The sequence below is a fragment of the Halobacterium hubeiense genome, from assembly GCF_001488575.1.
In the GTDB taxonomy this organism is placed as follows: Archaea; Halobacteriota; Halobacteria; order Halobacteriales; family Halobacteriaceae; genus Halobacterium; species Halobacterium hubeiense.
The window spans coordinates 2,220,003-2,240,385 of sequence record NZ_LN831302.1 but is presented as its reverse complement, the minus strand read 5'-3'; the positions used below and the strand labels follow the sequence as shown (position 1 = coordinate 2,240,385).

The 20,383-nt window shown below is 68.4% G+C and carries 22 protein-coding genes and 2 tRNA genes; 8 read left to right on the top strand and 16 right to left on the bottom strand.

The genetic code is table 11. The features are described 5' to 3' along the window. Nucleotides 1-116 precede the first annotated feature (116 nt). Nucleotides 117-1,745 (top strand): sensor histidine kinase, encoded by a 1,629-nt coding sequence (locus HHUB_RS11880; protein WP_059057816.1) that lies wholly within the window; start codon nt 117-119, stop codon nt 1,743-1,745. Nucleotides 1,746-1,748: 3 nt separating this feature from the next. Here the strand turns inward: HHUB_RS11880 and HHUB_RS11875 are convergent, their stop codons facing one another. The 5 genes from HHUB_RS11875 to HHUB_RS11855 all read right to left on the bottom strand — a co-directional run bounded on the left by HHUB_RS11875 (nt 1,749) and on the right by HHUB_RS11855 (nt 6,373). Next, nucleotides 1,749-2,846 (bottom strand): Mrp/NBP35 family ATP-binding protein, encoded by a 1,098-nt coding sequence (locus tag HHUB_RS11875; RefSeq protein WP_059057815.1) that lies wholly within the window; start codon nt 2,844-2,846, stop codon nt 1,749-1,751. A gap of 46 nt (nt 2,847-2,892) precedes the next feature. Next, nucleotides 2,893-3,126: a hypothetical protein gene (locus tag HHUB_RS11870; RefSeq protein WP_059057814.1), complete on the bottom strand. Its 234-nt coding sequence runs from the start codon at nt 3,124-3,126 to the stop codon at nt 2,893-2,895. After that, the gene (gene nrfD, locus HHUB_RS11865) at nt 3,126-4,451 is read right to left on the bottom strand and encodes an NrfD/PsrC family molybdoenzyme membrane anchor subunit (RefSeq protein ID WP_059057813.1); all 1,326 of its coding nucleotides are present in this window, start codon (nt 4,449-4,451) and stop codon (nt 3,126-3,128) included. Before nrfD ends, HHUB_RS11870 begins: the two co-directional genes overlap by 1 nt. A gap of 85 nt (nt 4,452-4,536) precedes the next feature. Continuing rightward, a complete protein-coding gene (locus tag HHUB_RS11860; RefSeq protein WP_059057812.1) occupies nt 4,537-5,760 on the bottom strand; it encodes a 4Fe-4S ferredoxin N-terminal domain-containing protein in 1,224 nt (407 codons plus the stop codon). Nucleotides 5,761-5,959: 199 nt separating this feature from the next. Then, nucleotides 5,960-6,373, bottom strand: a complete 414-nt coding sequence (locus tag HHUB_RS11855; RefSeq protein WP_059057811.1) for an EamA family transporter — start codon at nt 6,371-6,373, stop codon at nt 5,960-5,962. A gap of 77 nt (nt 6,374-6,450) precedes the next feature. Here HHUB_RS11855 and HHUB_RS11850 point away from each other — a divergent pair, with 77 nt between their 5' ends. Further along, nucleotides 6,451-6,741 carry a DUF7526 family protein gene (locus HHUB_RS11850; protein ID WP_059057810.1) on the top strand — a complete coding sequence of 97 codons (291 nt, stop codon included), beginning with the start codon at nt 6,451-6,453 and terminating at the stop codon, nt 6,739-6,741. A gap of 5 nt (nt 6,742-6,746) precedes the next feature. Here HHUB_RS11850 and HHUB_RS11845 read toward each other — a convergent pair whose 3' ends face one another. The 4 genes from HHUB_RS11845 to HHUB_RS11830 form a co-directional block, all read right to left on the bottom strand. After that, entirely contained in the window at nt 6,747-7,019 is a 273-nt protein-coding gene (locus HHUB_RS11845; protein WP_059057809.1) for a hypothetical protein, read from the bottom strand. A gap of 65 nt (nt 7,020-7,084) precedes the next feature. Next, nucleotides 7,085-7,291, bottom strand: coding sequence for a hypothetical protein (locus tag HHUB_RS11840; protein ID WP_059057808.1), 207 nt, complete (start codon nt 7,289-7,291; stop codon nt 7,085-7,087). Beyond that, the gene (locus HHUB_RS11835; protein ID WP_082687235.1) at nt 7,276-8,073 is read right to left on the bottom strand and encodes a group I intron-associated PD-(D/E)XK endonuclease; all 798 of its coding nucleotides are present in this window, start codon (nt 8,071-8,073) and stop codon (nt 7,276-7,278) included. Before HHUB_RS11835 ends, HHUB_RS11840 begins: the two co-directional genes overlap by 16 nt. 83 nt (nt 8,074-8,156) lie before the next feature. Further along, nucleotides 8,157-8,229 (bottom strand) — tRNA-Pro (locus HHUB_RS11830). A gap of 92 nt (nt 8,230-8,321) precedes the next feature. On the opposite strand from HHUB_RS11830, the gene HHUB_RS11825 reads away from it, so the two are divergent. Both HHUB_RS11825 and HHUB_RS11820 read left to right on the top strand, forming a co-directional pair. Continuing rightward, the gene (locus HHUB_RS11825) at nt 8,322-8,603 is read left to right on the top strand and encodes a pro-sigmaK processing inhibitor BofA family protein (RefSeq protein WP_059057806.1); all 282 of its coding nucleotides are present in this window, start codon (nt 8,322-8,324) and stop codon (nt 8,601-8,603) included. 11 nt (nt 8,604-8,614) lie between these two features. After that, complete coding sequence (locus HHUB_RS11820; protein ID WP_059057805.1) at nt 8,615-9,037, top strand: DUF6789 family protein; 423 nt, start codon at nt 8,615-8,617, stop codon at nt 9,035-9,037. On the opposite strand, the gene HHUB_RS11815 is transcribed toward HHUB_RS11820, so the two are convergent. Then, entirely contained in the window at nt 9,038-10,840 is a 1,803-nt protein-coding gene (locus HHUB_RS11815) for a cbb3-type cytochrome c oxidase subunit I (protein WP_059057804.1), read from the bottom strand. Nucleotides 10,841-10,909: 69 nt separating this feature from the next. Next, nucleotides 10,910-12,964 carry a DEAD/DEAH box helicase gene (locus HHUB_RS11810; protein ID WP_059057803.1) on the bottom strand — a complete coding sequence of 685 codons (2,055 nt, stop codon included), beginning with the start codon at nt 12,962-12,964 and terminating at the stop codon, nt 10,910-10,912. Between the two features lie 126 nt (nt 12,965-13,090). Here HHUB_RS11810 and HHUB_RS11805 point away from each other — a divergent pair, with 126 nt between their 5' ends. Next, nucleotides 13,091-14,176: a phosphotransferase family protein gene (locus HHUB_RS11805; RefSeq protein ID WP_059057802.1), complete on the top strand. Its 1,086-nt coding sequence runs from the start codon at nt 13,091-13,093 to the stop codon at nt 14,174-14,176. A gap of 3 nt (nt 14,177-14,179) precedes the next feature. Here the strand turns inward: HHUB_RS11805 and HHUB_RS11800 are convergent, their stop codons facing one another. The 3 genes from HHUB_RS11800 to HHUB_RS11790 are packed head-to-tail and all read right to left on the bottom strand — an operon-like array spanning nt 14,180 to nt 15,625. Further along, complete coding sequence (locus HHUB_RS11800) at nt 14,180-14,560, bottom strand: cupin domain-containing protein (RefSeq protein WP_059057801.1); 381 nt, start codon at nt 14,558-14,560, stop codon at nt 14,180-14,182. Between the two features lie 25 nt (nt 14,561-14,585). Continuing rightward, nucleotides 14,586-15,443: a BKACE family enzyme gene (locus HHUB_RS11795; protein WP_059057800.1), complete on the bottom strand. Its 858-nt coding sequence runs from the start codon at nt 15,441-15,443 to the stop codon at nt 14,586-14,588. Then, the gene (locus HHUB_RS11790) at nt 15,440-15,625 is read right to left on the bottom strand and encodes a hypothetical protein (RefSeq protein WP_059057799.1); all 186 of its coding nucleotides are present in this window, start codon (nt 15,623-15,625) and stop codon (nt 15,440-15,442) included. Before HHUB_RS11790 ends, HHUB_RS11795 begins: the two co-directional genes overlap by 4 nt. 126 nt (nt 15,626-15,751) lie before the next feature. On the opposite strand from HHUB_RS11790, the gene HHUB_RS11785 reads away from it, so the two are divergent. The 3 genes from HHUB_RS11785 (at nt 15,752) to HHUB_RS11775 (ending at nt 19,169) form a co-directional block, all read left to right on the top strand. Then, nucleotides 15,752-16,714, top strand: coding sequence for a ring-cleaving dioxygenase (locus tag HHUB_RS11785; RefSeq protein WP_059057798.1), 963 nt, complete (start codon nt 15,752-15,754; stop codon nt 16,712-16,714). After that, complete coding sequence (locus HHUB_RS11780; RefSeq protein ID WP_059057797.1) at nt 16,707-17,927, top strand: iron-containing alcohol dehydrogenase family protein; 1,221 nt, start codon at nt 16,707-16,709, stop codon at nt 17,925-17,927. Before HHUB_RS11785 ends, HHUB_RS11780 begins: the two co-directional genes overlap by 8 nt. A gap of 69 nt (nt 17,928-17,996) precedes the next feature. After that, nucleotides 17,997-19,169, top strand: coding sequence for a CBS domain-containing protein (locus HHUB_RS11775; protein WP_059057796.1), 1,173 nt, complete (start codon nt 17,997-17,999; stop codon nt 19,167-19,169). Here the strand turns inward: HHUB_RS11775 and HHUB_RS11770 are convergent, their stop codons facing one another. Both HHUB_RS11770 and HHUB_RS11765 read right to left on the bottom strand, forming a co-directional pair. Further along, a complete protein-coding gene (locus HHUB_RS11770) occupies nt 19,170-19,934 on the bottom strand; it encodes a DUF4097 family beta strand repeat-containing protein (RefSeq protein WP_059057795.1) in 765 nt (254 codons plus the stop codon). A 254-nt stretch (nt 19,935-20,188) separates the two neighbouring features. After that, nucleotides 20,189-20,261, bottom strand: a tRNA-His gene (locus HHUB_RS11765). Between the last annotated feature and the right edge of the window lie 122 nt (nt 20,262-20,383).

The following is a 20,383-nucleotide window of genomic DNA, read 5'->3' as shown; positions in this document are numbered from 1 at the left end:
CACGACAAGTAGCGCGCGCTCGCCTAAGAAGCTTGGCAAACCGGGGTGGAAGTGGTCGTGCGCCCGAACAGCTATCCGGCCGCGCTGTGAACCCGCGGGCAACGCGGAGTCGTCTGATGACAGGACTGCTGTTCGCTGGCTACGTCGCGGTGTTCTTTGTGGCGGCGCTCGCGTGTCTCGCGGGGCTGTCGCGGGTCGGGCGCGTCGAGGACCCGGGGACGCGCCGCGGGCTCGCCGCGCTGCTCGTCACCAGCGGCGGCTGGGCGGCCGCGCAGGCGGGCTTCCTCGTGGTGCCGTCGACGGAGCTCAAGGTCGCCGCGTACACCGGCGGCCTCATCTTCGGGCTCGCCACCGTGGGGGCGTGGCTGTACTTCTGTTCAGCGTACACGGGGCGGGCGTTCCACCGCAACCCGACGGTCCGCCGCGTCGCGCTGGGTGTGTTCCTCGCGGTCGTCGCGGTGAAAGTCACGAACCCGGTCCACGGCATCTACTTCGGCGTCGAGCAGGCGTCGGCGCCGTTCCCGCACCTCGCTGTGGACCACCACACCCTCCACTGGGTGGTGATGGGGACGGCGTACGCGCTGGCCGCCGTCGGCTACTTCATGCTGTTCGAGCTGCTCGGGCAGACGGGCTACGACACGCGCCCGCTGCTCGCGCTCGTCGCCGTCACCGGCCTCCCCGTGGCGGCGGACGTCGTCGGCGCCTCGACGTCGGCGCTCCCGGAGCTCAGCTACGAGTCGCTGGGCGTCGCGGCGTTCGCCGTCGGGGTGTTGTTCGTCTTCCTCGACCGCTTCCAGGCGGTCCAGCTCGCGGGCGACGTCCGGGACGCGGTCGTCTTCCTCACCGACGACGGCGAGATTCGGGACGCGAACGAGCGCGCCCGCGGACTGTTCCCGGCGCTGGCGGGCGCGACGGGCCGGCCGCTGGCGGACGCCGTGCCGGCCGTCGCCGAGCGGCTCGCCGGCGACCGCGATGTCGTGGAACTCCGGCGGAACGGCGAGCGGCGGTTCTACCAGGTGTCGGCGACGCCGTTCACGTTCGGGCGGACGCGCGTCGGGCAGATGGTCGTCGTCACGGACGTCACCAGCGAGGAGGACGCGCGCCGACAGATTCAGCGGCAGAACGAGCGCCTCGGCCAGTTCGCCAGCGTCGTCAGCCACGACCTCCGCAACCCCCTGAACGTCGCGGCGGGCCGCGTGGACCTGGAGCGCGACCACCGCGCAAGCGAGCACCTCGACGCGGCGGCACGGGCGCTGGACCGCATGGAGCAGATTATCGAGAGCGTGCTGATGCTCGCGCGCGAGGGCGCGGACATCGGCGAGCGCTCGCGGGTGTCGCTGGCGGCGCTGGCCGAGCAGGCGTGGGCGTCGGTCGCCGCCGAGCACGCCACGTTCGTCGTGGACGGTGACCTCGCGTTCGACGCGGACGCCGACCGCGTCGTCCAGCTCCTGGAGAACCTCTCTCGGAACGCTGTCGAACACGGCGGCCCCGACGTCACGGTGCGGGTCGGCGCGCTCGCGGACGGGTCGGGGTTCTACGTCGAGGACGACGGCCCAGGCATCCCCGCGGACCTGCAGGACGACATCTTCGAGATGGGGTACACGACCAGCGACGGCACGGGCCTCGGGCTCTCTATCGTGGATACCATCGCGTCCGCGCACGGCTGGGAGGTCGCCGCTACCGACGCGGAGCACAGTGCGACGGGCGCGCGCTTCGAAATAACGAGCGTCGAGGCCGCGGACTGACCGTCAGGGCGACCCGGCGGGGGCGTCGGCCTCCTCCGGAACGTCGTCGCCGCGCTCGGCGAGGTGTTCGGCGACCTTCCGGCGGTTGATTTCGCCGACGCGGTCGGCGGTCTCGTCGACGAACTCGAAGAGGTCCTCGCGGACGCCGCTGTCCTCGTCGCGAATCGTCGGGCCGCCCGATTCGCTGTCGAAGTCCGGGTGGACGGGGAGCTCCGCGAGCACGGGGACGTCGTAGTCGTCGCTGATTTCGGCGGCGCCGCCGCTGCCGAACACCTCGTGGGTGTCCTCGCAGTTCGGGCAGTGGTACGCCGACATGTTCTCGACGACGCCGAGGACGGGCGCGTCGTGCTCGGCGAACAGCTTCAGGCCCTTCCGGGCGTCCGCGACCGCCATCTCTTGCGGGGTGGTGACGACGACGACGCCCGCGACGGGCAGCGTCTGCAGGAGGTTCAGCGACGCGTCGCCCGTGCCCGGCGGCAGGTCGACGACGAGGTAGTCCAGTCGGCCCCACTGGACCTCGTTGATGAACTTCATCATCACGTTGTTCACCATCGGCCCGCGCATCACCGCGGGCTCGTCGCCGTCCGGCATCATGTGGTCGGTGCTCATCACGCGCACGCCCTCAGAGGCGGGCGGGACGATGTCGCCGTCGGGCGTGACGCCGGGCTCGTTCTCCGTCGGCAAGATGCGGGGGACGTTCGGGCCGTGGACGTCCGCGTCGAGGATGCCGACGCGCGCCCCGCGGTCGTTGAGGCCGGCCGCGAGGTTCGCGGCGACCGTCGTCTTCCCGACGCCGCCCTTCCCGGAGGCGACGGCGACGACGTTCTTCACGCCCGGGAGAATCTCGTCGTCGAAGCCGTGCTCCTCGCCGACGTTCGCGCGCAGGTCGGGTTCGAGGTTGGCGTCCTCGACGACGTCCCGGATGTCGTTGCCAATCTCGATTTCCGCGGGCGAGTACGGCGCGTTGAACGCCAGCTCCACGCGGGCGGTGTCCTCGTTGACGGCGACGTCGTTGACGAGCCCCATCGAGACGATGTCGTCGTCGTTCAGCGGGTCCTCCACGTCGGCGAGTCGTGCTCGGAGTTCGGGTGCAGTGGTCATTGGTTTGAGTGGGTGCCGGGGTCCCCCCGGCGCGGGTGGCTGGCTGTCAGAAGAACGCGAACTTGATGACCATCGTGGCGACGAACAGGCCGCCCCACAGCGCGGTCGTGAGGCCGGCGAGGTAGGCGACGCCGAGGCCGGCGGTCTTCCCGTCGCTGGGGTCGCCGAGGTACCACGCGGCCACCATCACGTAGACGGGCGCGAGCACGATGCCGAAGATGAGGTACGTGCCCGGGCCGACGAACGGCAGCGTGTACGGGGCCGACGACAGCGGCAGCATCACTCACTCACCTCCTCGTGGTCGTCCTCGATGGCGTGCAGTTCCACCACCGGAATCACCTTCGAGACGGCGAGGAAGAACAGCACGACGATGCCGACCGCGCCCACGAGCGAGGACAGCTCCACGGGCGACGGGACGTACGCGCCGGGAACGCCGTCGTAGAGCTGGAAGTGCGCGTGCTGGAGCCCCTCGACGACGAACAGCGTCTTCTCGATGAGCGTGCCGACCAGCACCAGCAGGGAGACCGCGACGATGCGCGGAATCGAGAACAGCGACGACTTCAGCGCGGCCGCGAAGACGTACAGCTCCGCGGCGACGACGAGGCCGATGGCGACCCAGTAGATGGGCGTCGAAATCTTGACTTCGGTGGCGTGCTGGAGCGTGGTCGGCGCGGCGAAGATGCCGGTGATGACCTGCTGGAGCTGCAGCCACAGGAAGATGAGCCCGAAGAAGCCCAGCCACTTCGAGAGCCCGTAGAACACCTGCACGGGGATGAGCTCCTCCCAGTCGTAGGCGTAGCGGAACGCCGCCGCGACGATGATGATGCCGCTGACCGCAGAGGTCAGCGCGATGGAGAGGAACGAAGGTCCCTGAACGCCGCCCGCCCAGCCGGCCATCGACGGCAGCAGCGCGAACAGCCACGGGATGACGCCGCCGTGGAGCAGCAGCGGCGCCATGATGATGATGGCGAACGCGAGCCACCACACCATGCGCTCGACGACCGCATCCTCCTTCTCGCTGTACCCGACCAGCAGCGCCTTGTACAGCGGCTCGAAGCGGTCGGGGAGGCGGTCGCGCAGCCGGTGGACGTCGTAGCGAATCGTCAACAGCAGGTACGTCGCCGTCAGCACGAAGTACGCCGTGATGACGGTGACGTCCCAGACGAGCGGCGACCACTGGACGCGGGTCGGCCACGCGGGCAGCACGCTCGTGACGAGGCGGTCCGGCCGGCCGACGTGGATGAGAATGTAGAGGCCGGCGCAGGTCAGCGCGGCGATGGTGAGCAGTTCCGCCATGCGGGCGACCGGCTGGTAGTCGTCCATCCCGAGCAGCCGCACCGCCGCCGAGAGGATGATGCCGCCGTGGGCGATGCCGACCCACCAGATGAACGCGCCGATGTAGAGACCCCACGGGACGCCGCCGCCGGAGCCCCAGTCGCCGAGGTGGGTGACGATGAGGCCGTGTTCGAGCTGCTGGACGTAGAAGAACAGCCACACGCCGACGCCCGCCAGCGCCAGCAGGAAGACGGCGACGTACTTCTTCGAGAACGTCTGAATCGGCCGCACGAGCGTGTCGCGGCCGACCCCGGTGACGTCGACGCTCACGGGCGCTCACCCCCCTTCGCGGTGACGCGCCGCGTTCCCGCCCCGCAGTCGGTGCGCTCGGTGCGCTCGCGGTCGGTGTCGGCAGTCATGCCTCTTCGCCCTCCTTGTTGGCCATCGCGCCGTTGTCGAGCCCCTCCTCCTTGCGGTTGTCCACGATGCCCATGTCGTCGTAGCTCACGGGCCCCTCGACCTGTTCGGCGTGCGGCGACGGCTCGTTGCCGATGTAGTGGACGTTCGGGTCCGTGCCGCGCTCCTCCATGAGCTTGAACGTGGAGACGGTGTGCTCCTTGCGGTTCGGGAACTGCTCGGTGTCGTTCTCCTGGCTCTCGCGGTACTCGCGGAGATGCTGGTTGGGCGCGCTCTCGGGGTCGTTCAGGTCCCCGAAGTGGATGGCGTCCATCGCGCACGCCTCCTCGCAGGCGGTGGTGCCGATTTTCTCCTCGCCCATCGCGCCGTCCTGCCGGTCGACGCAGAACGTGCACTTGCCCATCACGCCCTTCGGCGGGCGCGCGCCCACCCAGCGGCCGCGCTCGTCGTACTGGTTCTCGTCGGGAATCTCGCTGTCCGGGACGTCGGGCTCGCCCCACTGGAAGTAGTTGACGCCGTACGGACACGACACCTCGCAGTACCGGCAGCCGATGCAGATGTCGTAGTCCGTGAGCACGAGGCCGTCCTGCTCGCGGGTGTGGCGCGCGCCGACCGGACACACCTTCGTACACGGCGAGTCCGTGCAGTGCTGGCACGGCCGCACGAGGAAGTTCTCGTCCTCCTGGTCCTCGTCCTCGTACGTGAACACGTACATCCAGTTCGCGCCCCCGGACGTGCCGTGTTCCTCGTTGCACGCGACGACGCAGGCGAGACAGCCGTCGCAGTTGTTGAGGTTGATGGTCATCCCGTAGCGCGTCCCGTCGCCGTCCTCGCCCTCCTGGGCCGCCGCGGTCTCGCTGTCCACGCTCGCGAACAGCCCGAGCGCGACCGCCGCGGCGCCGCCCTTCTTCATCACCTCACGGCGGGAGAGCCCCTCGTCGTCGGCGAGCCCGGAGAGCCGGTCGGCGAACCCGTCGCCGCCCGCGTCGTCGAGCAGCCCCGAGATTTCGCGGTCGTCCTCGCCGAACTCCTCGAGGACGTCCTCGTGGTACTGGCGGTAGAACTCCGCCTCCGAGAGCTCGCCCGCGGCGACGCGCTGGGCGTCTTTCGCCATCTCGACGCCGAGCTCCGTGTCGTACTCGGTGTCGTCGAGCAGGCGCTCCATGCGTTCCTCCTCGTCGTCGTCGAACGATGTGGGGATGTCGTCGTCTGGATTTGGCATTCCTGTCAGCCTCCGTCTGTGCGCGCGGCGACGGTCGCCGCCGTCGCCGCTTTTTCTCGTTTCTCGCGTTACTCGACCGTCAGCCGGGGCTGTACGCGCGTTTTCAAAGAACCGCCACCCTCGTTCCCACGAACTGGGAGTTAGCCGGATGATGTTCGGAGGCCGGTATAAGGGGGTCGCCGAGCGAAGTCGAAACCGTTCAGGACGCCACGAGGACGACCGCGACGACCGCGAGCGCGAGCCCCGCGACGTTCGTCGCGGACAGCGCCGCGTCGAAGTAGAGCACGCCGACGACCGCGGGGATCACGAAGTACAGTGCGACGATGGCGGAGACAACGGCCATGTTCCCGCGCGCCAGCGCCGCGTAGAAGCCGATGGTCCCGGCGGCCAGACAGACGCCCGAGACCGCCGCGAACGCGAGGTCCACGCGCGAGCCCGTCACCGGCTGGCGCGTCCAGAGCGCGTACCCGCCCGCGACCGCGATGCCCGCGACGTACGAGACGAACACCGCGTTCACGGCTGCCATGCTGCGCGTCGCCACGCCAGCCGTCACTGCCCACGCGCCGTACAACACCAGCGCCACGACCGCGATTAACACCGACGACCCGACCATACCGGTGCGTTTCGCGTGCGCCGGAAAAACGTCGCGTTCGAGCAAGACTCATTCCGGTCGAACCCCTCGGGTCGCGTGTGCCCGAAACGCTCCACACGCAAGTGCTCGCCGTCGTCCCACCGGAGGACGTCGACGACCACGACCTCCAGCCCGCCCTCCGTGACCTCGCGGACTCGCGGTACGTCCTCGTCTGCCGGAAGGGCGGCGCGCCGTCGTGGCCCGAACGCATCAAGTCGTTCCTGCTGCGCGACCCCATCGAAGCCATCACGCTCGTCGCCGACGACGCGCCCGCAGAGGGTGAGGAGTTCACAGCGCGCGTCGAGGAGACGGAGATGGTCGGGGTCTACGACGTGGTTAGCGTGGAGTAGGTGGGCTAGCCACCGCCGCTGTTGCCGCCGTAGCCGCCAGCCTCCGCTTGCATCTCCTTCTCGCGGTCGCTCGTCTCGCTGGTCGGCTTCTCCCGAATCTGTCCCCACTGGTAGAGCAGGTACAGCACGCCGACGACCGCGCCGGCGGTCAGTACGCCGACAGCGGACTCGTAGGCCGCGCCGCCCGCGACGTGTATGCCAGCCGCGAGTACGCCGCTCGCGGCCGTCGAGAGCCACACCCACGCCGGTGCCACGTCAGTCGGGGACAGGTCGCTCATGCGTACGTGTTGGTGGGGTAGTGGGAAAGGTATTCTCCCCGGGTGGAATTGGGACCATGGATGTACTAGAGGATTGGATTTGAGAACGCTACTACCATCTCACGGACGCGCTCGCGGTCCTCCTCGACCGCCCGCATCTCCTCGGGGTGGTCGTGGTAGTACGCCAGCGCGTGGTAGACCTCCGAGAGCGAGAAGTCAAGCCGGTTAGCGACAGTCTCGGGGTTGAGGCCACGACCTCGACCCGCTTGTGGAACATCTATCTCGGCGGCCACTGCTCGTCGAACTCGTAGTCGGCAGCCCAGTTTATCGACGGCTGCGTCTGCTCGGGCTCGCTCACTCGCAGACTCATCGTGTGCTCGTAGCTCGCGCGCTCGATGAGATACTGCTCGCCGCGCTCCGCGCAGTCCACGACCACGTACTCGATATCGCCGGGTCCGGGAACGGTCTGACTCGTGTCGAATCGAATCCGGCCGTTCGTCACCGAGCCCCGGCGGACCGCCGCTCGCAGGAGGTCGTCCGCGGGCGTCCGCAGGATGACGTCGTAGGGCGCGTCGCTGTCCATTGCGTCGATAACGTCCACGCCGCGGTCACGCAGCGTCTTGATGATGGCCTCGCGGTCGTCCGTGGCGTCGTCAGTGCCGTTCTCGGGCGGCCATTGCTCGTCGAACTCGTAGTCGGCGGCCCAGTTGATGCTCGGCTGCTCGACTTCGGGGTCCTCGACGCGAAGGCGCATGTTTGACGTCACAGCCTCCTCCGCGACAAGGTACATCGTCTCCAAGTCGTGACAGTACACGAGGAAGTAGTCAACGTCCCCGTCGTACGCATTGTGGACGTTTCCCTCCGAATTCGTGTGTATCGAGTAGCCCTTGAACCGCACCGTTTCCCCGTCGAACGTTCCGGTTTTCACTTGCACCCGATAGAGGCCGGCTTCGGATTCGAGAATTAGGTCATACCGTTCGTTGTCTCCGAACGGGACTGAGACCGGTATCCCGCGGCGCTTCACCTCCGCGATGGCGATCGCCTCCGTTAAATCCCCTTTTCGGTGGCTTTGCATAACTGCTATCAGGTCGCGAACCGACGTAATCTTAATTGAGGATGAAAGCAGCGGCGCGGCTACGCGTTAGGAAAGTGTTGGAGTGGGACCGCCCGAATTTGAATCGGGGTTATCGGCACCCAAGGCCGAAAGGATACCAAGCTACCCCACGGTCCCGCATGTAGACGTACCGCCGGGGACGGCGTAAGGGTTTCGTTCGGCGGGCTGGCGCCACAACGACTTTCGCGGTGGGGGACACAGCGAGAGGTATGCCAACGATGCTGGAGGTCGGGCTGGCGGTCCTCGTACTGGTGGCGTTGTTCGGCGCGTACCGCGTGATTCGCGCGGTGAAGCCGTTCATCGTCAACGCGGTCGTGGGGCTGGTGGTCATCCTCATCGCGGAGTTCCTCGGGGCGCAGGTGGCGGTGACGCCGTTGGCGTTGCTCGTGGTGGCAATCGGCGGGCTGCCGGGCGCGATACTGGTCATCCTGCTGGCGACGCTGGGGGTGGCGTTCGTGCCGGGACTGCTGGCGGTGCCGCTGTTGCTGTGAGGTGAGCACGCATGGACTCGATACGACGCGCAATCGGCGGTGGTGTCGCGGGGACGATCGTGATGTCCGTGGTGCTCGTCATCGCGGAGGTGGAGGCGCGCTTCGAGCTGGGCGTCGGCCCGGCAATCGCGCAGTACGCGGGCGTCGCCGACCAGCCCGTACTGGGGCTGTTCGTGTTCCTGCTGGCGGGGATGGTCGTGTTCCCGCTGGTGTTCGTGCGCCTGGAGACCGTCCTCTCGCGGGTGCCGGGCGGCGGCGACCCCGCGATTCGGGGGATGGCGTTCAGCATCCCGCTGTGGGTGGTGTACGTCGCGGTCGCATCGCCTGACCTCGGGTCGCTGGAGGGCGCGCTCCACCTCTCCTTTACGCTGTTCGCGCACTTGCTGTACGGCTTCACGCTCGGCGCGGTCTACCACTCGCTGGAAGACGTCTGACTACTCGCTCCCGTAGGGGAGTTCGTCCCACTCGGCGGTGCGCCGGTCGCCGTGCTCGCGGAGGTTCCACGGGTCGTCAGTCGTGACGGGGTCGCCCATCCGGTAGGACTGCACGAGGTTGAACAGCCAGACGACCGTGCCGAGCGCGATGAGGATTGCGCCGAGCGTGGCGACCTGCTGGAGGCCCGCGAACTCCGCGGGGTAGGAGGCGTACCGGCGCGGCAGTCCCTCTTGGCCCATGATCATCATTGGGCCGAACGCGAGCACGATACCCACAGTAGTGAGCAGGAAGTGCGCGACGGAGAGCCGGTAGTCGGTGTGCTTGCCGACGACGAGGGGGTACCAGTAGTAGACGCCCGCGAAGAACGCGAACGAAATCAGCCCCATGATGATGAAGTGGAAGTGGCCGACGACGTAGTAGGTGTCGTGCAACAGGAGGTCGATGGGGATGGCGGCGAGGAAGATGCCGGTGACGCCGCCGACGACGAACGTGGCGACGCCGCCGACGCAGAACAGCATCGGCGCGGTGAGGCGGACGTGGCCGTTCCACATCGTGGTGATCCAGTTGAACACCTTCACCGCCGACGGCACGGCGATGGCGATGGAGACGGCCATGAAGCTCGCGCGGAGCCGCGGGTCGATGCCCGTGGTGAACATGTGGTGAGCCCACACGCCGAAACTCAGCACGCCAATCGCGAGCGTCGAGTAGACGACGAACTTGAACCCGAACAGCTTCCGTCCCGAGAACTTCGGAATCAGGAGGCTGACGATGCCCATCGGCGGCAACACCAGTATGTACACTTCGGGGTGGCCGAAGAACCAGAACAGGTGCTGCCAGAGGATGGGGCTCCCGCCCTGAATGGCGAAGAAGGTCGTGCCGACGGTGCGGTCCAACAGGAGCATGACGAGCGCGCTACCCAGTAACGGGAACGCGAACAGGATGAGCCCCGACTGGGTGAGCATCGTCCACGAGAAGATGTCGAGGTCGCGCCACGCCACGTCGCGCTCGGTGAAGATGGTCGCGATGAAGTTGATGGCGGACATCGTGGTGGCGATTCCCGAGAGGTGCAAGCCTAGCAGGACGACGCTCACCGTCGGGAGCTCCAGTTGCACGGACAGCGGCGCGTAGAACGTCCATCCCGTGGCGGGCGGCGCGAGCGCGAGCAGTTGTTCGCCCAAGGCCCCGAGGCCGCCGGCAACGAAGACGTGGCCGAGAACGTCCGAGAGCAGGCCGGCGCGCATGAGCACGAGTGCGGGGATGAGCAGCCAGAAGGCGATGGCGTTGATGCGCGGGAACGCCATGTCGTCGGCGCCGATGAACAGCGGCAGGAGGTAGTTCCCGAGGCCGGCGAGCGCGGGCGTCCCGAACAGGAACAGCATCGTCAGCCCGTGCATCGTGAACAGGGCGTTGTACGTGTGTTCGTCCCAGACCGAGACGGCAGGGTCGTACAACTCGGTGCGCATCATCATCGCGTCCGTGCCGCCCCAGAGGAACGCGGTCGCGGCGAACGCGAGGTACAGCAGCCCGATGTCCTTGTGGTCGACGGTGGTGAGCCAGCGCGTGACGCCGCTGAGCTTGTTGGCGGCGGTCGTCCCGAGGAGGTAGCTCGAATCGGTTGGCTCGCCACCGTCGGGTTCGGCGGGAGCGTCCGGTTCGTCGGCGGGGTCGCCGCCGTCCGCGAGCGCGGCGCCGGCGTGCGAGCGGTCCGAGCGCGAGGCGTCCGCGCGCCACGCGGCGTAGAGCACGAGCGCGGCGGCGGCGACCGACAGCGCGGCCAGTCCGGCCGCGGCGACCAGCGTCATGTGCGACCCGTTCACACGCCTCCGGTTAAAATCGAACGGCGGAACCGACCCGCCCGTGGGCTCGCCGACTTACTGCTGTTCGCCGCGCAACTCGATGTCCGCGACGATGTCGTAGGGGTGTTTCTCCTTGCGGACGCCGTCCAGAATCGTGAACGCCGCGCCGGGTTCGAGGAAGTGCGTGGTCACCGCGCGGCCGAGCGGCGTCGGCTCGAAGCCGTCGATGAACTCGTATTCGAGGAGCTTCCCGAGCGCGTGCTTGGTCGGCACCTCGCCGAGCATCCGGTCGTTGAGGCGCTTGGCGGCCTTCCCGCCGACCGTGACGTTCGCGAGCGTCTCCTCGACGGCGGCGGTCTCGTCGTAGTGCGTGACGACGTCCTCCATCTCGCCCTTGAGGAGCTTGAACGCGATTTCCTCCTCGGTGCCCTCCATCGAGGAGTGGTAGGAGGCGTCGGGTTCGACGAGCATGTAGACCTTCCCGCGGTCGTGGTAGTCGGGGCGGCCCGCGCGCCCGAGCATCTGCTCGAACTCCTGGACGGAGAGCCACTCGATGCCCATCGCGAGCGTGTCGAAGATGACCTGCGACGCCGGGAAGTCCACGCCCGCCGCCAGCGCCGCCGTCGTTACCACGGCCGAGAGGTCTTGGTTCCCGAAGCGGCGCTCGACGGACTTCCGCTCGCCGTAATCCAAGCCCGCGTGGTACGCCGCCGAGGGGTAGTCGAGTTTCCGCGAAATCTCGTGACAGCGCCGCCGGGAGTTCGTGAAGATGATGGTCTGTCCCTTGTACCCCTTCGAGGACTCCTTGTCGAACTCCCGGCGCACCAGCTTGTTCTCGATGTCGGGCTTCTCCGACCCTTCGGCGAACGTGACGTGGCGCTCGATGGGAATCGGGCGCTCCTCGAACTCCACGAGGTTCGCGCGCATCCCCCGCGCGAGCTCGCCGGGGTTGCCGACGGTCGCGGAGAGGTAGATCCACTGCGCGCCCCCGTAGTCGTCGTACTGCTGTTCGCGCTGCTCGCAGTAGTACTTCAGCCGCGAGATGAGGCCGTCGAGGCGGTGGCCGCGCTCGTCCTCCTTGAGCGTGTGCACCTCGTCGATGACCACGGTCCCGATGTCGCCGAGGTCCTTCCCCGTGCGGAGCGCGTGGTCGATGCCCTCGTACGTCCCCACGATGATGTCCGCGGAGGGGTCGAACGCGTGGCCGTCGTCCCGAATCCGCGACGACCCCACGCGAATCGTGACGTTCGCCAACTCCCCGTACTCGTCCTGGAAGTCCTCGTGCTTCTGGTTCGCGAGGGCCACGAGCGGCACGAGGAACAGCATCTTCCCCTTCCCGGAGAGGTGGCGGTGCAGGCCCGCCATCTCGCCGACGAGCGTCTTCCCGGTCGCAGTCGCCGACACCACGAGCTGGTCCTCGCCGTCGAGCAGTCCGTTCTCCACGGAGAGGCTCTGTACGGGCAACAGCTCGTCGAACCGAGACGTCAACAGCTCCTTGACGCCGGGGTGGAGGTCGAGGCTGTCCACCGGCACCGGGTCCACTTCGTCGGTCGTCGCGCTCACCTCGTCGAACTTCGTCAGGTCCGGGTCGAGGTTCCCGCCCAATAGGCCGGTGATGCGGTCGAGGTCCTGCTCCTCCAGCAGGAGTTCTTCGAGGCGGTCTTGGGCCGCACCCGTCATGCCGCCGTTGAACGAGAGCTCGCGCTCCAGCTCGCGAATCGCGCAGTCCTGACAGATGTACTCGCCGTCGGCCTCGATGGCTGTCTCCGACGTAATCGGGGAGTACCGTCCCTTCCCCGCGCAGTACCGACACGTCCGCACGACCTTCGCGTCCTGCTGGTAGGCGTCCAGCATCTCCTGTAACTCCTCGCGGCCGCGCCGGGAGGTCTGCTCGCTGATGCGGATGCGGTCCGCGCGCCGCGCGATGTCCACGAACTGGTCGGGACTGCGCGGCTCCTCGCCGCTCCCCGTCTTCACGCGGAATCGTCCGGGACGCGGCCCCGCGTCCCGCTGGGTCAACTCCAGTTTCGCGCGGAACAACCGGTCGCCGTCCCGCTGGGCGACCGCCAAGTAGTCGTCTCCGGTCTCGTGGAGGAACAACGTATCCACGCGCTGGACCTGCTCAGACACAAATCCGGATAAGGGAGGACGGTATTTCAGCGGTTCGCTTGCGCGACTCTCGAACTCGCCGGCCGCCAGTGAGGTGCTGTCGCATACCCCCGGGAGGCTTTTGCCAGCCCGGAGGCTCCCACAACCATGAGCGCCCCCGACCTGCCGCTGGACGACCTCGAAGCCTTCCTCGCCGCGGAACTTGGCGAGCGCGTCACGGGAACCGAGCCGCTGGACGGTGCGCTCAACACGATGGTCGCCGTCTCCACCGCGTCTACCGAGGACAAGTACGTCGCACGGAAGCCCACCGAGATGCGCGAGTCCGCGCTGTTCACCGACCTCGAAACCGAGTACCGCGTGCTGGCAGAACTCGTGGACACTCCCGTCCCAGCGCCGGAGCCGGTACTGTACTGCGGGGACGACGGGCCGCTCGGCGGTCCGTTCGTCGTCACCACGTATCTCGACGGGGAGACAGTGCCGGTCGGCGAACGCCTCCCCGAGCGCTACCGGACCGAAACCGCCCGCGAGCGCGTCGGAGAGTCGATGGTTGACGCGCTCGCCGAGCTTCACAGCGTTGACGCCGCGCGCTTCGAGGACGCCTGCGAGTCCGCGACGCCGCTGGAGCAGGTCGAGGACGCCGCGAACCGCCTCGACTATGCGACGAGCGTCACCGGCCGGGACGTCCCCGAACTCTGGGACGCTATCGACTGGCTGCGCGAACACGCCCCCGAACCCCGACCTCGGGCGCTCCTGCACGGCGACTACAAGTCCGGGAACGTCTTCTTCGCAGGCGACCTGCCTGAGGTGACCGGCGTCTTCGACTGGGAGACGGCGACGCTCGGCGACCCGCTCACTGAACTCGGCTACTTCCTGTTCTACTGGCGCGACGACGGCGACCCGACCCCGGCCGTCGACGCGCTCCGCGAGAAGTACGGCGACACCGAGGTCGTCCGCGACCTCGAAGCCACAACCGAACACGGCTTCTACCGGTACTCAAACCGCCCCGGGAGCCCGACGCGCCGCGACATTGTCGAGCGGTACGAGGCCAAAACGGGGCTCGCCTTCGACCACGACCGCTTCTACCGGACGCACGCCGCCGTGCTGCTCGCGACGGTCTGGGAGGACATCCACCGCAGGCAGGTCGAAGCCGGCGCCGACACCACCCAGGAGCCACTGCTCGATTACACTGCCGAACTCGTCGACCGCCTCGTAGCGGGCGACTTCCCGCTCTGAGCGCTACTCCACGAGGTCGATGGTGTCGTCGCCGTTCGGGACGACACAGACGAATGCGCCTTCCTTGTCACCGGGGTTGTCGTACCAGTGGATGGCGCCCGCGGGGATGAGGAGACTGTCGCCGGCGCTCACCTCGTAGGTCTCGCCGTCGATGCCGACCGTGTACTCGCCTTCGAGCACGTACTGCTCGTGCTCGACCTCGTTGGTGTGCTCGGGGACGCTCGCGCCGGGTTCGAGGACGAACCGCCGCATCGCGAAGTGCGGCGCGCCGTCTGAGTCGTCCAGCAGCACGCCCTTCCGCATACCCTCGGCGGCGTCCACGGTCTCGTACTCGACGTCGCCCGCGCGGCGGACGACGTGGCGCGCGGTCTCGGAAGTCGTCATACCTGGACCGTGGCGGTCCCGGGCCTTAGGCGTAGCCGTCTGAGAGTCCCAGTATGTCGCGGGCTTCGGCCGGCGACGCGACCGGGCGGCCGAGCGTCTCCGCGACGCCGACCACGCGCTCGACGAGCTGGGCGTTGCTCTCTGCGAGCTCGCCCCGCTCGTAGTAGACGTTGTCTTCGAGGCCGACGCGGACGTGCCCGCCGAACATGATTCCCATCGTGGCGAACGGGAGCTGGTGCGGGCCGAACCCGAGCGTGTTGAACGTCGCGCCCTCGGGGAGATTTGAGATTAAATTCAGGAAGTTCCGGGGGCGCGGCCGGGTGAGTGTGCCCGGCCCGAAAATCAGGGTTGCGTAGACGGGGTCGGCGAGGTCGCGGCGCTCCAGCAGGCCGTGGACCTCGTTGAGGTGGCCGTCGTTGAACACCTCCAGTTCGGGCTTGATGCCCCGGGATTCCATCTCGTCGTACAGCGAGTCCACGAGCCCGCGGGTGTTCTCGCTGGTGAGGTGGTCGTAGCGGTTCAGCGGCCCCATGTCGAGGCTCGCCATCTCCGGCGCGGGGTCGGTCCGCAGCGGCTCGTGGCGCAGGTCGTCGGGCGCGCCCGTGCCGCCCGTCGAGTGCTGGATGATGACGTCGTCCGCTCGCGCCCGGATTTCGTCGTCGATGGCCTGGAAGTCCTCGGTGGCGAACGAGCGCTCGCCGTTGGGCTTCCGCGCGTGGACGTGGACGACCGACGCGCCGGCCTCCTCAGCCGCCGCGGCCGCCTCTCCGATTTCCTCGGGCGTCTCGGGGACGTTCGGGTTCGCTTCCTTCCCGTGGACGCCGCCGGTGAGCGCCGCCGTCACGATGACTGGCTCGTCTGCGAGGAACTGTTCGTAGCTCACGACTCGCCCTCGTGCTCGCGGAATATTTCGCAGTGCGCGGCGTGGTCGAGGTCGTAGCGGTCGTTGCAGACGTCCGCGCGCATCGGCTGGACGAACTCCTCGGTAACCGTGCAGTACGCCCGCGCGGTGTCGAACTCGCGGCCGTCGCCGTTCTCGCGGTACTCCAAGTGCGGGCAGGTCATACGTCGCGTTCGCCCGCCGGCGTGTTAACCGTTCGCTGCCCCCGTCGTCCGGTGGTGACAGCCGCGTCACCCGGTGGCAGTGCCGTCTAACGTGGCTATACGTGTGTGGACGCCCTACGGTCGGGTATGCCACCGACCACGCCGGGACTCCACCACGTCACGGCCATCGCGGGCGACCCGCAGGACAACGCCGACTTCTACGTCGAGACGCTCGGCCTGCGGTTCGTCAAGCGCACCGTCAACCACGACGACACGGACACGTACCACTTCTACTTCGGCGACCACGAGGGGACGCCGGGGACGAATATCACGTTCTTCCCGTGGGGCGACCGCGGCCGCGACGGCGAGTTCGGTGCCGGGCAGACCCGCGACACGGCGTACCTGATTCCGCCCGACTCCGCGGACTACTGGGTCGAGCGCCTCGACGACGCGGGCGTCGCCGTCGAGACCGACGAGCGCTTCGGCGACACCGTCGTCCGGTTCTCGGACCCGGACGGCATCGGCCTCGAACTGATAGCCAGCGACCACGCCCGCGACTCGAACGCGGTGCCGTGGCCCGACGGCCCCGTGCCGGCGGAACACCAGCTGCGCGGGTTCCACAGCGTCACGCTCGCGGTCCGCGAGTTCGGCCCCACCGAGGAGATTCTCACCGAGGTGCTGGGTTACGAGCACGTCGCCGACGACGGCGACCGCCGGCGCTACCAGACGCCCGACGGCGGCGCGCACTCGATTCTGGACCTCGTGCAGACGGACGCCGGCCGCGGAATGATGGGCGTCGGTACTGTCCACCACGTCGCGTTCACCGCCGCTGACGTCGACGAGCTAGAGGCGTACAAGGAAGCCTACGCCGACCGCGGCCTCCGCGCCAGCGGCCCCATCGACCGGAAGTACTTCCAGTCGCTGTACTGCCGGGAGCCCGGCGGCGTGCTGTTCGAAATCGCGACCGACGGCCCCGGCTTCGACGCCGACGAGGCCGTCGAAGACCTCGGCTCCAGCCTCGTCCTCCCGGAGTGGCTGGAGGACGAGCGCGCCGAAATCGAGGCCGCGCTCCCCGACTTCGAGCCGCCCCGGTCCGAGACTGATGACTGACCCGCTCGCGAGCGACCGCGTGGGCGAGCCGTTCCGCTTCGACTACGACTCGCCGGTGCTCCGGTACGGCGCGGGCTCGGTCGCGGACCTCGCCGACGAACTCGACGAACAGGGCTTCGAGCGCGCGCTCGTCGTCTGCGGGTCCACCGTCGGCAGCACGCCCGCCGTGATGGACCCGATTCGCGACGGACTGGGCGACAAGCTCGCGGGCGTCTTCGCCGAGACGACCCCGGAGAAGCGCCTCTCGACCGCCCTCGACGCGCGGGACGCGTACCGCGAGCACGACGCCGACGTCCTCGTCGCGCTCGGCGGCGGGAGCAGTCTCGACGTGGCGAAGGCCGTCAGCGTGCTCGCGGCGGGCGGCCACGACCACGAGGCGGCCGACCGCGAGTTCGCCGAGACCGGGACGCTCGCTGCCGAGGGCGACCTCGAACCCATCGTCGCCGTGCCGACGACGCTCGCCGGCGCGGAGCTCTCCGTGGTCGCCGGCCTGAACGCCCACCCGGACGGCGGACCGGTCGAGGAGGTCGTCAGCGGCGGGCTCTCGGACCGCCGGCTGATGCCGCGCGCCGTCTGCTACGACCCCGAACTGGTCGCCACCACGCCCCGGGACGTGCTCGCCGGCTCCGCGATGAACGGCTTCGACAAGGGCATCGAGACGCTGTACGCCGCCAACGCCACGCCCGTCACGGACGCGACGGCCGCCCGCGGCCTCGGCTTGCTCGTCGACGGCCTCCGGGAGTTAGGGAAGGGCGGCGTGGACGCCGACACCCTCGAACCCGTCTTGGAGGGGCTGTTACTCGTCCAGTACGGCATCTCGCGCCCGGGCGAGACGACGCTCTCAGTCATTCACGCGTTCGGTCACGGCCTCACGGACGGCTACGCCGTCCAGCAGGGCGTCGCGCACGCCGTCGTCGCGCCCCACGTCCTCCGGCACCTCTTCGCGGAAGTGGACGGCCGCCGCGACCTGCTCGCGGACGCGCTCGGCGTCGCGGACGCGGACGACCCCGCCGAAGCGGTCGTGCGTACGGTCGCCGACGTTCGGGACGCGCTCGGGCTCCCGGACGCGCTGGCCGACGTCGCCGGTCCCGAACCGAGCGAGTTCCCGGCGGTCGCCGAGACCGTCGTCGCGGACTCGTTCGTGGCGAACGCGCCCCGCGGCCTCGACCTCACGACCGACGACGTGGAAGCGGTCCTCCGCGCGGCGTACTGACTCGCCTCCCGGCGCTCGTGCGCGGCCGCCGCCCCCGCTTTTAAGCGGGACGCCCCGGTATCGGTGGGTATGCGAAGCTTCAAAATCGGGAGCGCGTTCGGCATCCCGATAAAGCTCGACGTCACGTTCCTGCTGATTCTCCCGGTGTTCGCGTACCTCATCGGGATGCAGGTCGACATCTGGGTGGAGACGCTCAACGGCGTGCCGTTCAACGCGAACCTCAACCCCGCCGCGCTCACCGACGGCAACATGCGGTGGTACCTCGGCGTCGCCGGCGCAGTCGGTCTGTTCGCGGGCGTCGTCCTCCACGAGCTCGGGCACAGCGTCGTCGCGATGCGCTTCGGGTTCCCCATCGACTCCATCACGCTGTGGATTCTCGGCGGCATCGCCAGCCTCTCCGACCAGCCCGAGGAGTGGAGCCAGGAGTTCTGGATTGCCGTCGCCGGCCCCGTCGTCAGCATCGCGCTCGGCGTCCTGTCGTTGGGCGCGCTCCACTTCCTGCCGGCGTCGCTGGACACCGTCCGGTTCGTCTTCGGCTACCTCGCGCTGATGAACTTCGCGCTCGCCGCGTTCAACCTCCTGCCCGGCTTCCCGATGGACGGCGGGCGCGTCCTCCGCGCGCTGCTCGCGCGCAAGCGCTCGTTCGCCCGCGCCACCCAGATTGCCGCCGAGGTCGGGAAGCTGTTCGCGCTCGTGCTCGGCATCGTCGGCCTGCTCGGGTTCAACCTCATCCTCATCGCCATCGCGTTCTTCATCTACGTCGGCGCCTCGGGCGAAGCCCAGCGCACCGTCATGAACGCCGCCTTCCAGGACGTCAGCGTCGCGGACATCATGACCCACGACGTCCACACCGTCGAGGCCGACGACTCCGTCGCCGAACTCATGGAGCGCATGCTCGAACAGCGCCACACCGGCTACCCCGTGATGCGTCAGGGGAGCGTCGCCGGCATGGTCACGCTCGACGACGCGCGCGACGTCAACGCCGTCGAGCGCGACGCCATCCGCGTCGAGGACGTGATGTCCGAGGACGTCTACACGATTCCGCGGGCCAGCAACGCGATGGACGCCCTCGACGCCATGCAGGAGCAGGGCGTCGGCCGCCTCGTGGTCGTCGACGAGGACGGCGAGATGGTCGGCCTCGTCTCCCGTACCGACCTCATGACCGCCTTCGACATCATCCAATCGACGGGCGTCGGCGAAGAACCGAAGCTTTCCACCGCGAGCGGCCAGTCCACGCCCTGACTACTGGAGCGCCCGGACCTCGACGCTCCCGTTCAGCGTCGCTATCGTCACGTCGTGGGTTCCCTCCCCGAGCGTGCCGGTGACGCGCCCGTCGTTCCCGCTTCGGTTCTGGAGTCCTAGTTCCTCGACGTCCACGTCGCCGTTCTCCGTCTGCGCGTCCAGCGTCGCGTCGGCGTCCGTGGACAGCGCTACTTCGGCGTCCCCGTTCTCGGTGCGCACCAGTACGTCGCCGGGGAGCGGCGCCGGCACGTCTGCGGCGACGTCGCCGTTCGCGCTCGACACCGAGCCGACCGGCCCGGCGTCCCGCACCGTCACGTCCCCGTTCACCGAGCGCGCCGCGGGCACGCCGGCGACGCCCCGGACCTCGACGTCGCCGTTCTCCGTCTGTACCGGCGCCATCGCGGCGTCCTCTGGGACGCGCAGGTCGAGGTCTACGCTCACACGGCTCGCGTCACCGGAGACGTCCACGTCCACGGCGAGGTCGCCGTTCTCGTCCTCGTTCACCGACACGGTCACGTCGTCGAGACGGCTCTCTCCCGGTGCCATCACCGTCGCGTCCACGCTCGCGTCCGGCCTGTCGCGGCCGCTCACGGACACGTCGCCGCTCTCGTTCTCGACGCGAATCCGGGTGCCGTCGGGCACGTCGAAGTACTGCTCGCGGGTCTCTTGGACGGGGTCGCCGAACAGGCTCCCGGCGTCCGTGCAGCCGGCCAGTGCGGTCGTCGCGCCGGCCGCGACGCCGGCGAGGAGGGCTCTGCGTCGCATACCGGTGACGCGTGGCGAACGGGTAAAGTCGTTGCCGTGGTGTGGCACTCGTTCGGCTGGTCGGAAAGCTGTCGCTGTGCGGTTCGAGTGTACGAAAAGGTCCAGGGGCGAGAATTGAACCGGAGCGAGACGGTCGCTCACTGCGTTCGCGCTGCGTCTCGCAGGGTTCGATTCTCTTGGACGCTCAGTAGCTCGCGACGTGGACGAACGACACGCTACGCGGTCGTTCGTCGCATCGTCACTCGAAAATGGAGGTCCAGGGGCGAGAATTGAACCCGCGTCTCAGCCTCCACAAGGCTGAAGGATAGTCCACTACCCTACCCCGGACACTGCATCCGTCTCTAGCCGACTGGAATTCAAATACGTTACGACACGCGCCGGCCACTCACACTATCTGAATACCAGTTCACATCGGAACGACTATCTGAAGGGGAAATCAGATAGGCTGT

Coding starts and splice junctions, on each gene's coding strand:
- HHUB_RS11880 (WP_059057816.1), top strand. CDS start 117: ATGACAGGACTGCTGTTCGCTGGCTACGTCGCGGTGTTCTTTGTGGCG.
- HHUB_RS11875 (WP_059057815.1), bottom strand. CDS start 2,846: ATGACCACTGCACCCGAACTCCGAGCACGACTCGCCGACGTGGAGGAC.
- HHUB_RS11870 (WP_059057814.1), bottom strand. CDS start 3,126: ATGCTGCCGCTGTCGTCGGCCCCGTACACGCTGCCGTTCGTCGGCCCG.
- HHUB_RS11860 (WP_059057812.1), bottom strand. CDS start 5,760: ATGCCAAATCCAGACGACGACATCCCCACATCGTTCGACGACGACGAG.
- HHUB_RS11855 (WP_059057811.1), bottom strand. CDS start 6,373: ATGGTCGGGTCGTCGGTGTTAATCGCGGTCGTGGCGCTGGTGTTGTAC.
- HHUB_RS11845 (WP_059057809.1), bottom strand. CDS start 7,019: ATGAGCGACCTGTCCCCGACTGACGTGGCACCGGCGTGGGTGTGGCTC.
- HHUB_RS11835 (WP_082687235.1), bottom strand. CDS start 8,073: ATGCAAAGCCACCGAAAAGGGGATTTAACGGAGGCGATCGCCATCGCG.
- HHUB_RS11825 (WP_059057806.1), top strand. CDS start 8,322: ATGCCAACGATGCTGGAGGTCGGGCTGGCGGTCCTCGTACTGGTGGCG.
- HHUB_RS11820 (WP_059057805.1), top strand. CDS start 8,615: ATGGACTCGATACGACGCGCAATCGGCGGTGGTGTCGCGGGGACGATC.
- HHUB_RS11815 (WP_059057804.1), bottom strand. CDS start 10,840: ATGACGCTGGTCGCCGCGGCCGGACTGGCCGCGCTGTCGGTCGCCGCC.
- HHUB_RS11805 (WP_059057802.1), top strand. CDS start 13,091: ATGAGCGCCCCCGACCTGCCGCTGGACGACCTCGAAGCCTTCCTCGCC.
- HHUB_RS11800 (WP_059057801.1), bottom strand. CDS start 14,560: ATGACGACTTCCGAGACCGCGCGCCACGTCGTCCGCCGCGCGGGCGAC.
- HHUB_RS11790 (WP_059057799.1), bottom strand. CDS start 15,625: ATGACCTGCCCGCACTTGGAGTACCGCGAGAACGGCGACGGCCGCGAG.
- HHUB_RS11785 (WP_059057798.1), top strand. CDS start 15,752: ATGCCACCGACCACGCCGGGACTCCACCACGTCACGGCCATCGCGGGC.
- HHUB_RS11780 (WP_059057797.1), top strand. CDS start 16,707: ATGACTGACCCGCTCGCGAGCGACCGCGTGGGCGAGCCGTTCCGCTTC.
- HHUB_RS11775 (WP_059057796.1), top strand. CDS start 17,997: ATGCGAAGCTTCAAAATCGGGAGCGCGTTCGGCATCCCGATAAAGCTC.
- HHUB_RS11770 (WP_059057795.1), bottom strand. CDS start 19,934: ATGCGACGCAGAGCCCTCCTCGCCGGCGTCGCGGCCGGCGCGACGACC.